This window comes from Intrasporangium chromatireducens Q5-1, assembly GCF_000576575.1.
GTDB lineage: Bacteria > Actinomycetota > Actinomycetes > Actinomycetales > Dermatophilaceae > Intrasporangium_A > Intrasporangium_A chromatireducens.
In genome coordinates this window covers 1-15,647 of record NZ_AWQS01000021.1, presented here as the reverse complement: position 1 = coordinate 15,647, position 15,647 = coordinate 1, and the positions used below count along the sequence as shown (strand labels likewise).

15 protein-coding genes are annotated in these 15,647 nt (G+C 70.0%); 5 read left to right on the top strand and 10 right to left on the bottom strand.

Features of this window, described 5'->3' with window-relative positions:
- Positions 1-15: 15 nt before the first annotated feature.
- The 9 genes from N864_RS04615 to N864_RS04575 form a co-directional block, all read right to left on the bottom strand.
- Positions 16-1,332, bottom strand: coding sequence for an NAD(P)/FAD-dependent oxidoreductase (locus N864_RS04615; protein ID WP_034714024.1), 1,317 nt, complete (start codon positions 1,330-1,332; stop codon positions 16-18).
- Between the two features lie 44 nt (positions 1,333-1,376).
- Positions 1,377-1,742, bottom strand: a complete 366-nt coding sequence (locus N864_RS04610) for a cupin domain-containing protein (protein WP_034714022.1) — start codon at positions 1,740-1,742, stop codon at positions 1,377-1,379.
- A 32-nt stretch (positions 1,743-1,774) separates the two neighbouring features.
- On the bottom strand, positions 1,775-2,917 hold the full coding sequence (locus N864_RS04605) for an FAD-binding oxidoreductase (RefSeq protein WP_081793373.1): 1,143 nt from the start codon (positions 2,915-2,917) through the stop codon (positions 1,775-1,777).
- Entirely contained in the window at positions 2,914-4,170 is a 1,257-nt protein-coding gene (locus N864_RS04600) for an aromatic ring-hydroxylating oxygenase subunit alpha (protein WP_034714020.1), read from the bottom strand. The genes N864_RS04605 and N864_RS04600 overlap by 4 nt, the downstream gene beginning before the upstream one ends.
- Before the next feature lie 67 nt (positions 4,171-4,237).
- Complete coding sequence (locus tag N864_RS04595) at positions 4,238-5,140, bottom strand: glycine betaine ABC transporter substrate-binding protein (protein WP_034714018.1); 903 nt, start codon at positions 5,138-5,140, stop codon at positions 4,238-4,240.
- A gap of 58 nt (positions 5,141-5,198) precedes the next feature.
- Positions 5,199-6,086: an ABC transporter permease gene (locus N864_RS04590; RefSeq protein ID WP_051518201.1), complete on the bottom strand. Its 888-nt coding sequence runs from the start codon at positions 6,084-6,086 to the stop codon at positions 5,199-5,201.
- Complete coding sequence (locus tag N864_RS04585) at positions 6,079-7,257, bottom strand: quaternary amine ABC transporter ATP-binding protein (protein ID WP_034714016.1); 1,179 nt, start codon at positions 7,255-7,257, stop codon at positions 6,079-6,081. The genes N864_RS04590 and N864_RS04585 overlap by 8 nt, the downstream gene beginning before the upstream one ends.
- Positions 7,258-7,327: 70 nt before the next feature.
- Entirely contained in the window at positions 7,328-8,278 is a 951-nt protein-coding gene (locus N864_RS04580; protein WP_034714015.1) for an ornithine cyclodeaminase family protein, read from the bottom strand.
- 19 nt (positions 8,279-8,297) lie between these two features.
- Entirely contained in the window at positions 8,298-10,346 is a 2,049-nt protein-coding gene (locus tag N864_RS04575) for an NADH:flavin oxidoreductase (protein WP_034714013.1), read from the bottom strand.
- Between the two features lie 81 nt (positions 10,347-10,427).
- Here N864_RS04575 and N864_RS04570 point away from each other — a divergent pair, with 81 nt between their 5' ends.
- The 3 genes from N864_RS04570 to N864_RS04560 are packed head-to-tail and all read left to right on the top strand — an operon-like array spanning position 10,428 to position 12,918.
- Positions 10,428-11,108 (top strand): GntR family transcriptional regulator, encoded by a 681-nt coding sequence (locus tag N864_RS04570; protein ID WP_051518200.1) that lies wholly within the window; start codon positions 10,428-10,430, stop codon positions 11,106-11,108.
- A gap of 24 nt (positions 11,109-11,132) precedes the next feature.
- Positions 11,133-12,455, top strand: coding sequence for an aconitase X (locus tag N864_RS04565; RefSeq protein ID WP_051518199.1), 1,323 nt, complete (start codon positions 11,133-11,135; stop codon positions 12,453-12,455).
- Positions 12,436-12,918, top strand: coding sequence for an aconitase X swivel domain-containing protein (locus tag N864_RS04560; protein WP_051518198.1), 483 nt, complete (start codon positions 12,436-12,438; stop codon positions 12,916-12,918). Before N864_RS04565 ends, N864_RS04560 begins: the two co-directional genes overlap by 20 nt.
- On the opposite strand, the gene N864_RS04555 is transcribed toward N864_RS04560, so the two are convergent.
- A complete protein-coding gene (locus N864_RS04555; RefSeq protein WP_034714011.1) occupies positions 12,909-14,087 on the bottom strand; it encodes a PucR family transcriptional regulator in 1,179 nt (392 codons plus the stop codon). The two genes, N864_RS04560 and N864_RS04555, sit on opposite strands and share 10 nt — an antisense overlap.
- 146 nt (positions 14,088-14,233) lie before the next feature.
- On the opposite strand from N864_RS04555, the gene N864_RS04550 reads away from it, so the two are divergent.
- Both N864_RS04550 and N864_RS04545 read left to right on the top strand, forming a co-directional pair.
- Positions 14,234-15,160, top strand: a complete 927-nt coding sequence (locus N864_RS04550) for a proline dehydrogenase family protein (protein WP_034714009.1) — start codon at positions 14,234-14,236, stop codon at positions 15,158-15,160.
- 33 nt (positions 15,161-15,193) lie between these two features.
- The coding region (locus N864_RS04545; protein WP_034714007.1) for an aldehyde dehydrogenase family protein at positions 15,194-15,647 on the top strand (454 nt) is incomplete at its 3' end.

Below are 15,647 nucleotides of genomic sequence, written 5' to 3'. Positions count from 1 at the left end.
GTCGGGGCGGCGGTCTCAGGCGAAGACGCTGAAGCTGCTCCGCGTCCGGTCGACCGGTCGGAGCCGGCTGTAGTCGCTGAGGTCAACCGTGAGCCCGGTGACGGGCAGGGTCAGCCGGGTGGGCACCCGGTCATGGTCCTGGCCCGCCTCGCTCGCCTCGATGATCGCGGCCAGCACCTGGCCGACGACGGGAGCGTTCTTGAACTGGTTGCCACTCGTGCCGATCGCGACGTAATAGCCGGACAGGCTGGTGCGGTCGTAGATGGGCACCCAGTCATCGGACACGTCGTAGACGCCGACGACGCCCGACGGCCGGTTGGGGACCGTGAGCTCCGGGAGCCGGCGGGCGGCGCGATACGCCTGCGCCTCGTAGACCTCCTTGCTCACGGTCGGCGCATAGCGGTCCGCGTCGTCGAGCCACTGCAGCTCATCGCACTCCGGCTCTGCACCGCCCACCAGGAACCCGCCAGCGGGGGCGCCACGGAAGTAGGTGCCGAGGTCGAGGTCGGCGACCATGGGCCCCGGCACCTCGTGGTTCCAGGTGGGTGGCGCCGCGAGGTGATGCACCTCCTGACGCATGGGCCGCGTGCTGATGCTGAAGTCGTCGAGCACTCCGGCCATCTCGTTGATGACACCGGAGTGCGGCCCGGAGACATTGACCACGACCGGTGCCAGCACGGTCGTCCCGTCGGCCAGCTCGACACCACGGACTTCGTGCTCGTCGCGCACGATTCCGGTGACCTGAGCGCGGAACCGGAAGTCGGCACCGTGGCGCACTGCAGCGGCCATGAGGTTGTGGGCCGCGAACACCGGGTCGTCCACGAAGCCACCGTCCGGTGTCCAGTACGCCGTCAGCGACCCCTCCGGCGGATCCCAGAACGCCTCGTCGGTGACCGGCTTGGGTGGCCAGAACCGGCCGGGTTCGAGAGCCGGCAGCTTTGCGCGGACGGTGTCGCTGTCCCATTCCTCGTAGGGGACGCCCGCACGGTCGAAGAAGCTGAGCACCTTCGATCGTTGTTGTCCCGGCGACTCGAGGCAGAGGGCCCCGGTCTGCACGAAGTGAGCGAGCTGCCCATCGTCCGTGCCTTCGAGGTAGCGCTCCCAGTCCGCCCAGAGCTGCTTCGCCTCCCACGCCACGGCGACCGCCGTGAAGGTCGAGTAGTTGAACCGGATGCAGGCCGAGGAAGCGCTCGTCGAGCCGTGTCCGGCACCCGGTCCTCGGTCGACGACGACGACGCGACGACCGCGCCGCGCGAGCTCGTAGGCGACATCGCAGCCGATGACGCCGGCACCGATGACGACGACGTCCGTCGTCACTCTCTGGTCCGACATGACTCCTTCTTCCATGTTTGGTCGGGATGGTGGGTAGCGAAGAATCAGGTGGCGATCGCGTTGGGCGGCGCGCAGTAGAGGACACGCAGCGGCTCCGCGCCCCGGTTCATCGTCTGGTGCGCCGTGCCGGCGGGCATGTACACGACCTCGCCGGCGCGAGCGACCATCGCGGTGCGGTCGTTGGGCAGGACGACCGTGGCCTCCCCGGAGATCACGTACTGGAACTCGTCCAGCTCGTGCTCGTCCACCCAGAAGGACTCGCCCGGGAGCGCCTCCCAGATGCCGACCTCGAAGCGATCGGTGTCGATCAGGGTGCGGACCAGGGCGTCACCGGGCTCGAAGCGATCGACCGGGCCCGAACGGGCGGGCCGGGTGTACAGCGTGGGGCCGACGGTCTCGGGTCGGATCACCCTGGGTCGGTTGTCTGTCACGGTGCTGCCTTTCAGGAGTCGACGACGAGGGGTGAGGTGGGGCGGGAGCAGCAGATGAGGATCTTGCCGTTGTCGATCTCGCGTTGCCGGATGCCGCCCTGATGGGTCATGTCGACGGTCCCATCGAGCAGGGTCGTCTTGCAGGTGCCGCACATCCCGAGGCCGCAGGAGGAGGGCAGCGTCAGGCCGGCCTCCAGTGCGGCGTCGAGGACGAACTGGTCGGGCCGGCAGGTGACGGTGCGACCGCTCTTGCGGAAGGAGACCTCGTATCCGTTGGGCTCCGTCTGCGACGCAGACCCTTCCCCTGAGGAGACGGCCAACGGAGTCAGGTCACGAGCCAGGTCCTCGAAGACGAACGTCTCCTCGTGGTATCGGGTCGAAGGCAGGCCCAGCGCGCGTAGTGCTGCCTGGGCCGCGGCCATGAACGGTCCCGGCCCGCAGACGAACGTCTCACGCTCCGCCGCATCCGCGACGGCGGCCGACAGCAGGGCTGTGCCGACTCGGCCCCGCAGCCCGCTCCAGCCGCCCTCGCCGCCCTCGTCCTCGACCACGTGCAGGAGCCGCACCCCGGGATTGCCGGCGGCGATGGCGTCCAGCTCGGTACGGAACACGATGTCCGCAGGCGTCCGGGCGAAGTGCACGAAGGTGACGTCGGCGGACGATCCCAGGTCATGGAGGGTGCGCATCATCGCCATCAACGGCGTGATCCCGCTCCCCGCTGACATGAAGAGGTACCTCGGTGCCGGGTGGTGCGCGATGCTGAACGTGCCGAACGGCCCGTCGACCCGCAGCTCCCCGCCGGGGTGCAGGTGCTCGTGCAGGTGGTTCGAGACGATCCCGCCCGGCACGCGCTTGACCGTGATGGACAGGGTGTGAGGGCGCGTCGGCGGCGAGGTGATGGTGTAGCACCTGCTCAACGTCTTGCCGTCGACCTCGACCGACACGGTGACGTACTGTCCGGGCAGGTGGCGGAACCGGTGTCGCCCGCGGCTGCCCAGCACGAACGTGCGGACGTCATGGATGACCTGCTGCACCTGGTGACACACGAGCGCGCCGTCCACGTCCCCGTCCCAGATCGGCCGGTCCACGAGCAGCAGCTCGAGGGTGCCGTCTGTCTGCAGGGCGGACCCGCCGACGCCTTGAGGACTGATCATGCCGTCGTCTGACGCAGCCGGGTGAGGTACCACGACACGAACGCCTCGACCTGGTTCTCCGTCGGCGAGTAGGGGCCACCCACGTAGGCGGGACTGCTGACCCCGGCCTGGGTGCGCGCGACCAGCGCGCTGTCCTGGGCGTTCGTCGCGCGCCAGACCGCGGTGAGCGAGTCGACGTCGTAGTCGGTCCCCTCGACCGCGTCCTCGTGCACCAGCCAGGTCGTGCGCAGCAGCGTCTCCCCGGGAGCGACCGGGATGACCGAGAAGGTCACCGCGTGGTCCGCGAGGAAGTGGAACCAGCTGTTCGGCTGCATGTGCAGGGACAGGTCGCCGAACCGGGCCGTGGTGAAGTCACCCAGCAGCTTCTGGCACAACCGGGAGCCGTCTGCGCTGTAGGACTCACCGGCGAGGTCCAGGGGCATGCGCTCCACCCGGAATCCCGTCGCGCGGGTGTCGAGCTCCTCACGGACCTCGATCGGCACCTGCCGAGCCCGGCAGGTGTCGTGGAGGTCCGACTTGGCGCGCTCGTACCTCTCGAGCACCGGTCGCAGCCGCGGCGTGATGTCCTCCTCGGTGTAGCCGAAGAGGGGGAAGAGCGAGGCGATCAGCTCGGGGTGCCCGTCGCAGTGGTAGCACTCACGGTTGTTCTCCATGACGAGCTTCCAGTTGCCCTGCTCGACGATGTCGATCTGGGCCGCGACCTTGGTCCGCTCCAGCTGGTGCGGCGCGAGGTACGGCGTGACGACGTTCGCCACCTCCTCCAGGTCGGCGGGCGGCTCCTGCGCGAGGCAGATGAAGATGAGGCCTGCCACATTGCGGACGTGGACCTGCTTGAGGCCGAAGCACGACGGGTCGAAGCCGGGCGGTTGCGACTCGGCATGCAGGAGCGAGCCGTCCGTGGCGTAGGTCCACCGGTGGTAGCCGCAGACGATGTTGCCCACCGAGCCGCGCTCCTCGGTCAGGACCCGTGCCCCGCGGTGGCGACAGACGTTGTGCAACGCCCGCACCTGCTCGTCATCGTCACGAAGGACGATCACGGACCACGGTCCGACCGTCACCGTGAAGAAGTCACCCGGCTCACGGACCTCCGCGGCGGTGCCCACGAAGATCCAGTGCTGGGCGAAGATCCGGCGGACGTCCACGTCGAAGATGTCCGGGCTCGTGTAGAAGGCCGCCTCCAGGCTGCGACCTGGCTCGCGGCGAGCCAACAGCTCGTCCAAGGGGTCGTGCACGGGGGTCTCGGAGAGTGTCATCGCCGTCTTCCTTCCTGTTCGTTCGGTGGGGTGGCCGCTGCGCCTCAGTCCTGGGCGAGCGCGGTGATCAGTTGGTGCCGGTCCAGGCCTTGACGACGGACTCGTTCTTGGCGATCCACGCCTTGGCCGCCGCCTGCTCCTTGCCCTGACCGGCCTCGGAGATCATCAGCTCCAGGCTCTGCAGCTGCTCGGGCGTCATGTGGAACTTGGCGAGCTCGGCGGAGACCTTCTGGTTGCCCTCGGCGAACTTCTTGCTCGCGATGGTCTTGTACGTGTCCATCCCGCCGAAGCTGCCCTTCGGGTCCTCGAGCAGGACCATCGGGTACTTGCTGAAGGCCCAGTGTGGCTGCCACAGCGTGACGGCGATCGGCTTCTTCTCCTTGACGGCCTTGTCGAGCGCGGCCAGCATCGCCGGAGTGCTGCCGTCGAGGATCTTGTAGCCCGACAGGTCGTAGTCCTTGACCGCGTTGTCGTGCAGCTGGCGCATCAGGCCGGAGCCGGCCTCGATACCGACGATCTGGCCGTTGAACTCGTTCGCCTTGCCCTTGAGGTCCGCCATGGACTTCAGCCCGGTGTAGTCCGGCACGGCAACCGCCTGGGTGAGGGTGTCGTACCACTGGCCGAGGACGGTGAACTTGTTGTCGAACCGCTTCCAGTAGTCGGAGTGCGTCTTTGGCGTGGCGCAGATGAAGAGGTCGAGCTGCCCGTCCGCGACGCCGGAGTACAGCCCGGCCACCTCGAGCTGGCTCAGCTTGACCTGGTAGCCCTGCTGCTCGAGCAGCTCCTTCCACAGGTAGCTGTTGGCGATGTTCTCGTCCCAGGCGATGTAGCCGATGTTGATCGTCTTGCTCGCGCTGCCGCCGGCGTCGGCGCTGGCGGGGCCGGACGAGCTGCAGGCGGAGACCGAGAGGGTCGTCGCGATGGCGAGGGTGGCGCCGATGATGCTGGTGGTGAGACGGCGAGAAAGCATGGGGGACTCTCCTTGGTGACGGGCTGACGTGGAGCGGGTTGGCACGGGATCGGACTGGTCAGGCGGCGGCCGGGGCCGGCTCGGCCTCCGGCTCAAGCGCTTCGATGGCTTCTGTTCGGGGGCGACGGCGAGGCCGAGGGAAGGCGCTCGTGAGCCGGTCGAGGAAGATGGCGAGGAACACGACACCCAGACCGCCCTCGAAGCCGACCCCGATGTCGAGACGGCTGATGCCCTGGACGACGACGGCGCCGAGGCCCCCGGCACCGACCATGCCGGCGATGACCACCATGGACAGCGCCATCATGATCACCTGGTTGATGCCCGCCATGATCGACGGGACTGCGAGCGGCAGCTGGACCTGGCGCAGCAGCTGCCACGGCTTCGCGCCGAAGGCGATGGAGGCCTCGACCATCTCAGGGTCGACCTGCCTCAGGCCGAGCTCGGTGAGGCGCACGCCTGGTGGGATCGCGAAGATGAACGTCGCGACGACGGCAGGCACGACCCCGATACCGAAGAGGAACACGGCCGGGATGAGGTAGACGAACACCGGCAGGGTCTGCATGAAGTCGAGGACCGGGCGGATGACGGTGCTGGCGCGGCTGCTGCGAGCCGCCCAGATCCCGGCCGGCACTCCGACGAGCACCGCGACGATGCTCGCGACGAGGACGATCGCGAGCGTCTCCATCGTCTGGCCCCACAGCTGCATGGAGTCCACCAGGAGCAGACCGAGGAGGCTGAACACAGCAAAGCCGATGCCTCGCGCCCAGAAGGCGAGGGCCGCCGCGAGCGCCACGATCACGAACGGGTGTGGCGCGGTCAGCGCAGCGAGGACCACGTCGATGAGTGTCTGCATGACGGCGGCGATGCCGTCGAAGAAGCCGGACATGTTGTCCTGCAGCCAGGTGATGATGGCGGCGACCACATCGCCGATGTGGAACTCAGGCATGAGCGGGCCTCCTCTGGTCCGCGAGGGTGTTGAGCAGGGACGCTCGTGGGATGACCCCGAGCAGCTTGCCGTCGTCGTCGGTCACGGCCAGCGGCACGCAGTGGCGGCCGACGAGCGGCATGACTTCGATGAGACGGGCCTCCGGGGACGTGGTCGCGAAGGTGCCGGAGGCCAGCGACTCGATGCGTGGGCAGCCAGCCTCGATGCCGTCGGCAAGGTCTTGGTCCCCGACCGCACCGATGAGCTTGCCGGCCTCGTCCAGCACATAGACACCGATCGCCTCCGCGTTGCCCATCCGGTCGAGCACCGAACGGGGGTCCTCCCCGGTGCGCGCCGTGATGATGGGCGGCCGCATGATGTGCTCCGCGGTCACGACGCGGGACCGGTCGACGTCCGAGACGAAGTTGGCGACGTAGTCGTCCGCCGGTGCGGCCAGGATCTCGGCGCCGGAGGCGAGCTGGACGACGCGTCCGTCGCGCATGACCATGATCCGGTGACCGAGCCGCATGGCCTCGTTGAGGTCGTGTGTCACGAAGACGATGGTCTTGCGCATCTCCGCCTGCAGGCCGAGGAGCAGGTCCTGCATGTCCCGGCGGATCAGCGGGTCGAGCGCGCTGAACGGCTCGTCCATCAGCAGCACCGGGGCATCGGTCGCCAGCGCGCGCGCCAACCCGACCCGCTGACGCATGCCGCCGGACAGCTCCTGGGGCCGGACGTGTCCCCACTGTCCGAGGCCGACCGTGTCGAGGGCAGTCTGAGCGCGCTCGAGGCGCTCCTTCTCGGGCACACCGCGCACTTGGAGGCCGTAGGCCGCGTTCTCCCGCACGGTTCGATGGGGAAAGAGCGCGAAGTGCTGGAACACCATGTTGATGGTGGAGTTGCGGACGTCCCGGAGCTGTCCGTCGTCCATCGACAGGAGGTCCTGACCGCCGATCTGCAGCGAGCCCGAGGTCGGGTCGACAAGCCGGTTCAGCATGCGCAGCAGGGTCGACTTGCCCGACCCGGACAGCCCCATGATGACGAACAGCTCCCCCTCCTCGACGGTGAAGCTCACGTCGTCGACGGCAAGGGTGCCCTCCGACGTCGGTTCTCCACGTCGGGCGAGCCTGCGTTCTGAGCGGGCCGGCTCATATCGTTTGGTCAGGCCTCGGGCCTCGATCATCGGTGCCATGGCGAATCACCTCGGGGGTGTGGGAGGGGCTGAGATGAGCCGGGGTCGCTGCCCCGGCCTGCGGAGTCGGTCATACGACGGCGGTGGAGGCCAGCACCTCCCTGACGGCGGCGGAGGCGACGACAACGTCGGCCCACGCCTCGCCGACGCTCTTGAAGAGCCGCGGCCGGTCGGTATGGATGGTCACGTCGCCTCGCACGAGGTCGCCGAGGTCGCCGTCGATCGCGGTGCCCGCCGGGACGCCGTCATCGATGGCGATGACGATGTCTCCCGCCTCGGTGAGCGCGGACGGACGGGACTCGACGATGACGGTTGCCCTTCGGACCAGGGCCGCATCGACCTCCCGTCTCGTGGGCGAGTGCGAGCCGACCGCCACGACCGTGGCCTGTGGACGAAGCGCGCGAGAGTCGAACAGCGGGTCGGCAGCGGTGGTGCAGCAAGCCACGATGTCTGCCGAGGCGATGTCCGCGGGCGTGCCGGATACGGCAGCGATGCCGGCGTCGCCGAGCTGCTCGACGACGGTCTCGACGGACTCGGGCCGGCGCCCGATGACCCACACGTGTTCGAGGGGGCGCACCGAGTCAATGGCCAGGGCATGCGCGACCGACTGCGGTCCCGTCCCGAACAGCGCGAGCGACCGTGCCGGGCCGGGCGCGAGATGGCGGACCGCGAGAGCGGAGAGGCCCGCTGTCCGGAGCAGCGTCAGGGTGCGTGCCTCGAGCACGGCGGTCGGTGCCAGCGTCACGCCGTCGAAGGCGACATGGACGCCCTGGATCCGTGGCACGGCAGGTCCTGCGGAGCCATCGTGCACCGCCACGACCTTGACGCCGACGTCCACGCCCACCTCGGCAGGCATGAGGAGGAGCTCACCCGCGGTGACCGGGACGCCGGTGCGAGGTGGCAGGTCCCTGCGGCTGGCCCCGTCCCGGATGGCCGACTCCAGGGTGTCGACGACGTGCGGCCAGGGCAGCGCCTGCCTCAGGGAGGCGGCGTCGATCCACGGGATCCGCGTTGCGCTCACGGCTGGCTCCGTCCGGTCGTCACAGCGCGAGGCACAGGCGCAGCGCGTCGTAGATGGCGGCGTGGATGTTGCGGCTCGTCACCGCGTCACCGATGCGGAAGAGCTGGTAGCGGCCGTCGGCATTGCGCGTCACCTCTTGGGGCCGGCCGGCGAGAAGCGCCTCCTGGTCGACCTCTCCCCCGTTGCGGGAACCCGGGCGCAGCTCGTGGTAGAGGTCGGCGACGGGCAGCGTGCCGTGCTCGACGACGACGTGATCGACCAGCCGAGTCACCTCGAGGTCGGCGTACTCACTCCACAGGACGGCCTCGAGGCGCCCGTCGGCCGAGCGTCGGACCCGGCGGAGGTAGTACGGCAGGGTCACCTTCACACCGTGCTCGGCGAAGCTCCTGAGGTAGGCCGGTGAGTTCATCGCACCGACGTCGGGGGCGATGACGCGCTCGGGGGTGACGAACTCGACCGGGGTGCCGCGCATGGCGAGCGCCTCGGCCGCGTCCATGCCGGGGTAGCCGCCGTGGTCGTCGAAGACGAGGACGTCTCCACGTGGCCGCAGCGACCCGTCCATCACGTCCCAGACGTCGTGGACCAGCTCCGCTCCCTCCCCGAGGAACTCCCGGTTCGGCATGCCCCCCGTCGCGACAATGACGACGTCGGGGTTCTCGGCGAGGACGTCGGCCGCCTCCGCAAAGCGGCCCAACCGGATCTCGACCCCGTGGTGCTTGGCCTCAGCGAGGCGCCAGTCGACGATCCCGATGAGGTCACGGCGGTGCGGCGACGGCGAGGTGAGGCGGATCTGGCCGCCGACCTCGTCGTTGGCCTCGAACAGCACGACATGGTGGCCCCTCGCGCCGAGGACCCGGGCCGCCTCGAGCCCAGCCGGGCCGGCGCCGACGACGACCGCCCGTCGGGGGGCCCCGCTCCGGCGGCCGATCTCATGCACGAGCGTCTGCTCGCGGCCGGCCGCGGGGTTGTGGATGCACTTCGCGTCGCCGCTCTGGTAGATCGCGTCCAGGCAGTAGTTGGCTCCCACGCAGGGCCGGATCCGGTCCTCCTCACCCGCCGCGATCTTGTTGACGAGGTGCGGGTCCGCGATCTGGGCGCGCGTCATCCCGACCAGGTCGACCAGCCCCTCCCGCACCGCGTAGCGGGCCGTCGCCACATCGGCAATCCGTGACGCGTGCATCACCGGGATGTCGAGCTCCTGTTTGATCCGACCGGTCCACTCGAGGAACGGAGCGGAGGGCTGGCCCATGGACGGAATGACCTTGGAGAGCGTGTGGTCACTCTCGATCGAGCCCTTGATCGTGCTGACAAAGTCGATCCCGTCGGCGACGTAGGCCTTGAGCGCGCTGATCGCCTCGTCCTGGGCCAGGCCACCGGCGCGGTCTTCGTCGAGCATCATCCGGATGCCGACAATGAAGTCGGGCCCGACGGCCTCGCGTACTGCCCGGATCACCCGCCGGGGGAAGGCCATCCGGCCCTCCAGGTCCCCGCCCAGCTCGTCGTCACGGTGGTTCGTCCAGGGTGAGAGGAAGCTGTCGAGAAAGTGCCCGTATGACTGCAGTTCGATGCCGTCGAGGCCGCCGGCCTGGCAGCGGGCGGCCGCCTCCGCGTAGTGGCGCACGATCCGGTCGAGGTCCCAGCTCTCGGCCTCCTTGGGGAAGGCCCGATGAGCAGGCTCCCGCAGCGGTGAGGCGGACAGGACCGGCAGCCAGTCCCCTGTGTAGTTGCTCGTCCGGCGCCCGAGGTGGGTCACCTGGCACATGACGGCCGCGCCCGCCGCGTGCACATCGTCGCTGAGGCGACGCAGCCAGCTGACGACCTCGTCCTTGTAGAGCACGAGGTTGCCGAAGGACGGTGGGCTGTCCGGGGAGACGATGGCTGAGCCACCGATCATCGTGAGCCCGACGCCGCCGCGCGCCTTCTCCAGGTGGTAGAGGCGGTAGCGGTCCTTCGGCATCCCGTCCTCGCCGTAGGCCGGCTCGTGGGAGGTGCTGACAACGCGATTGCGCAACGTGAGGTGCTTCATCGTGAAGGGCTGCAGCAGGGGGTCGTGCGACGCGAGGCTCACCCAGACGCTCCTTTGCGTGACCGGTAGTCGATTACCGGCTATCGTGTGGGCATTACCCATCACTGTCAAGAGGTGAGCCACATGTCAAACCTCGCCGCCCAACGCCTCGCTCCGACCCAGAGCCTGCGCGACAAGGCGCTCGAGATCCTGCGTCAGGCGATCGTCACCGGCCAGATCGCCCCCGGCGAGCTCTACTCGGCCACGGCCCTCGCGAAAGAGCTCGGCGTCTCGGTGAGCCCGGTGCGTGAGGCCATGCTCACCCTCGTCAACGAGGGGGCGCTCGAGGCGGTGCGCAATCGGGGCTTCCGGATCCCGGAGTTCACCGAGCAGGACCTGGCCGAGGTCTTCGACCTGCGCCTCCTGCTCGAAGTGCCCAGCATGGGTCGACTGGCCGGGATGGACCTTGACGATGCGCAGGCCGAGCTCGAGCGCCTCGTGGTGGCGACGGAGGACACGGTTCACGACGCCACCGAGTTCCTGGCCCGGGACCGCGACTTCCACCTCTACCTGTTGGCGCTGCGCGGGAACGCACGCCTGGTCGACATCGTGAGGGTGCTGCGGGACCAGACCCGGCTCTACGGGTTGGGCCCGGGGGCCAATCGCCAGCTGCGGGTCGAGGCCGCTCGGGAGCACCGTGAGCTCGTCGAGAAGATCCTGCACGGTGATGCCGCCGGAGCGGAGGACGTGATGCGACGGCATCTCGAGCACATCCAGCAGGACTGGTACGGCGGCACCCCGACCGCCACGCGCCAGGGCGCCTGAGGCCCGGCAGAAGGCAGGCACGTGATGACGGCACCCGCTTCCACAGACGCCTCGTCCGGGGTCGATGACGACCGGCTCGTCCTCAGCAGCGTCGAGCAGGAGATGCTCGCGGGCCGGCGGGGACCCGGCGTGGCGATGGCCATGCGCGTCGTCACGTCGTTGGCGACGGTGCGCGGCGCCCAGCGCCTCGTCGAGGTCCAGTCGGCTCACATCGACGGCTGCCTCTACCACGGTCAGGCCGGGCTCGACTTCGCCACTCGGCTGCACGCCCTCGGGGCCCGCGTGACGGTCCCGACGACCCTCAACGTCGGGTCCCTCGACCTGCTCCACCCGGGACTGGTGCGCGAGCAGACCGACCACGAGCGCGAGGTCGCGCAGAACGGTCGGGCACTCATGGACGCCTACGTGGCTCTCGGAGCCCGCCCGACCTGGACCTGCGCTCCCTACCAGCTCGCCGCACGGCCGGCCTTCGGTGAACACGTCGCCTGGGCCGAGTCCAACGCAATTGCCTTCTGCAACAGTGTGCTTGGCGCGCGCACGGACCGCTACGGAGACTTCCTCGACATCTGCGCCGCGATCACCGGTCGGGCCCCCTTCGCTGGGCTGCACACGGACGCAGCACGGGCCGGTGAGGTCCTCGTCGACTGCACCGCCATCCCCACGCGAGTGCTCGGCCTCGACCTCACCGCGCCCCTGCTCGGCTATCTCGTCGGCTCCAGGGTCGGCACCCGCAACCCCGTCCTGCTCGGCCTGCCGACCGCCACCACAGAGGACCAGCTGAAGGCCTTCGGCGCCGCGGCGGCGTCCTCCGGTGGCGTCGCGATGTTCCACGTCGTCGGCGTCACTCCGGAGGCGCCGACCGTCGAGGCGGCCCTCGGCGGGTCCCCGCCGCGGGAGACGATCGCGCTGACCTCGGACGACCTCGTGGCGGCCCGCCGCGAGCTGTCCACGGCCACGGACTCCCGCCTCGACGTGGTCAGTGTCGGCACCCCGCATGCCTCGGTCGACGAGATCGCCGCCCTGGCCCGCCTCCTCGAAGGCGGCCGACCGGTCGCCCCTCACGTCGACTTCTACCTCTCGACCGGCCGGTCGGTCCTGGCCGAGGCAGAGCGGCTCGGCTTCCTCGACATCCTCACGAGGAGCGGGGTCCGAGTCGTCGTGGACACCTGTACCTACGTCACCTCGGTGCTGCGGCCGGGCGCCCGCACCGTCATGACGAACAGCGGCAAGTGGGCCCACTACGCGCCCGGCAACCTCGGAGTGGAGGTCGTCATGGCCAGCCTTCCCGAATGCGTCGAGTCGGCCCGGGCCGGAAGGGTCGTCATCGATGACGCGCAGCTTCGCTGACCCCGGCCCTGGGCGGCCGGAGCCGATCGCGGGTCGCTGCCTCCACAGCGGAGCCGCGCGGGGAGCGGTCCTGCACCTCGACGAACCGCTGTCGTTCTGGGGCGGCACGGACCACTCCGGCCGGATCATCGACCAGCACCATCCACAGTGCGGCGAGTCGGTCGCCGGCGTCGTCCTCGTCATGCGCAGCGGCCGCGGCTCGAGCTCGAGCTCCTACGTGCTGGCCGAGCAGCTCCGGGTCGGCACCGGGCCTGCGGCCATCGTCATGTCGGAGCCCGACGCGATCGTCACCCTCGGCACGATCGTCGCTGCCGAGCTGTACGAGCGGGCCGTCCCGGTCGTCATGGTGGCGCCGGACGACCTTCACGCCCTGAGGACGGGCGCACTGGCCGCCATCGACGCCACCCCCGACGGCGCCGTCATCACCGTGGCGACACCGCCGCGACCCGACGGTCAGCGCTGACCCCTCGCCGGATCGGTCCGCAGCAGCGGCGCGAGGGTGAGTCCGAGGTGCAGGACGAGCCGGTCGCTCCCCCGCGCCAGATCGAGGCCGGTCAGCTGCTCGATCCGCCGGATCCGGTGATACGCCGTCTGCCGGTGGACGCCGAGGCGGGCCGTCGTCCGCTGCATGCTGCCGGCCTCGTCGAGGAAGACCTGTGCGGTCCGGACGAGCTCGTCGCCGCCCCGTTCCAGCAAACGGTGGACCCGGTCGTCGAGGACGGCGGCGGCCAGCTCCCCCTCGGGGCCGCAGCCCAGTAGGCGGTAGACACCGAGGTCGGGCCAGGCGGCGGTTCGCGGCCCGTCCTCGAGGCCGGCGACCCGCGCGGCCAGCGTCGCCTGGCGGTGGCTGGCCCGCGCCAGGCGCACGGACGGCTGCGCATCCCCGATCCCGATGACGAGCCGTCCCGGCCAGCCGGACCCGACCCTTGCCTCGTGCTGGCGCCGGATCTCGGCCGCGATCCTCGTCGCGACCGACAGGTCGCCGTCCTCGAGCAACCGGACCAGGAGCGTCGCGTGCCCCGGGCCGACCGCCGCGACGACGCCCCGGGGCAGCGACCAGACGTTGAGCGGCACGGCGTCCTCGGCCGGGTGCAGCCGCACGTCGACGACGACCACCGGGTCGGTCGGGCCGACGAGGGTGCGCTCGATGATCTCGTCCGCCGCACCGCTCGAGCGGGACGGGTCCGGCGACAGGAGCGAGTCGAGCAGCATCGAGACGTCGTAGCGGCCCATCGCGCGCTGCGCGAGCAGAGCCCCGGCATGGACGGCCAGCTGCTGCACCTCGGCGACGGCGGGCAGCCGTGCCACGCGGCCGTCCGGGTCGAGCACCCAGAGGTAGCCGTGGTTGACGCCGTTCCACCGGGCGGGAACGCAGAGCCGCCCGAGCGTCCCGTGCTCCGGGTCGACAGGGGTGCTCACCGGTCCGGCAGCCGTTGCGATGCCGAACTGCTCGAACCAGGCGCGGACCTCGACCGAGGAGCCGCGCTCGAGGATCGAGCGCTGTCGGACGACGTCGATGCCGGGGTTCTGGCTGTGGAAGGCGACGAGGTTGAAGTCGCGGTCCTCGAGGAGCGCGGGCTGCTCGAGCAGCCGTGAGGCGAGGTCGACGATCTCCTGCAGGTCGAGCGCCACGTTCGCCTCCCTATCGCCCAAGGTCGTACAAGTGTATGACGCTCAGCGCGGCCACGCGTGACGGTTGGCTGATGACGTGAGCCGGCTCAGCGGCATACCGTCGCTTCGTCGCCGCTCACGGACACCTTTCACCCCAAGGAGCTGCAGTGCTCGGTCCCGCCTTGCTGGCCGCCTCGAAGACCCCTCGGATCCGCCACTTCGTCACGACGTCCCGCGTCTCACGCGGGCTGGTCAACCGCTTCATCGCCGGCAACGAGCTCGACGCCGCCGCCGCGGCGGTCCACGGGCTCGTCACCAAGGGCCTCTCAGTCACGATCGACCACCTCGGTGAGGACACCACCGAGCGCTCGCAGGCCGAGGCGACCCGGGACGCCTACAGCACACTGCTGAACCGCCTGGCGGCTGAGGGCCTCGCGCCCCGCGCCGAGGTCTCCGTCAAGCTCTCCGCCCTGGGGCAGGCCCTGCCCGACGACGGGACGGCCCTCGCGCTCGAGAACGCGCGCGTCATCTGCACCGCCGCCCAGCAGGCCGGCACCACCGTCACGCTCGACATGGAGGACCACACGACGGTCGACTCGACGCTGTCGATCCTGCGCGAGCTGCGCGCCGACTTCCCGTGGGTCGGCGCGGTCGTCCAGTCCAGCCTGTTCCGCACCGAGGGTGACGTGCGAGACCTCGCCCATCCCGGCTCACGGGTCCGGCTCGTCAAGGGCGCCTACGCCGAGCCGAGGACGGTCGCCCATGCCAAGAAGGCCGACGTCGACGCTGCGTACAAGCGCAGCCTCGCCGTGCTCTTCGCCGGCGGCGCCTACCCCATGGTCGCGAGCCATGACCAGGCAATGATCGACGAGGCGAACCGCCTTGCGGCACAGTACGATCGGTGCTCCTCGGACTACGAGCTGCAGATGCTGTACGGGATCCGCACGAGCGAGCAGGAGCGGCAGGTCGCCGAGGGCCGCCAGATGCGGATCTATCTGCCCTACGGCCAGGACTGGTACGGCTACTTCATGCGTCGCCTCGCCGAGCGCCCGGCCAACGTCGGCTTCTTCCTGCGCAGCCTCGTCTCGAACTGATTTCACCCCTACCACCTCACGAAGGATCGACCCATGGATGCCGTGACCCACGTGCCCGCGCCGGCCAACGAGCCGGTCCTCGACTACGCCCCCGGCTCGCCCGAGCGTGCGCGGCTCGAGGCGGCCCTCGCCGAGCTGCAGAGCGCCCCGCGCGACCTGCCCCAGACCATCAACGGCGAGCGCGTCATGGGTGGCGGCGCCGAGTTCCAGGTCCGCCAGCCGCACGCTCACGCCAAGGTCCTCGGCACGCTGCGCGGCGCGACGGTGGACGACGCTCGTCGCGCCGTCGACGCAGCGAAGGCCGCAGCGCCCGGCTGGCGTGAGCTGGCCTTCGACGACCGTGCGGCCATCCTGCTCAAGGCGGCCGAGCTGCTCTCCGGCCCGTGGCGCGCCCGGCTCAACGCCGCGACGATGCTCGGCCAGTCCAAGACCGCCTACCAGGCCGAGATCGACGCCGCGTGCGAGCTGATCGACTTCTGGCGGATCA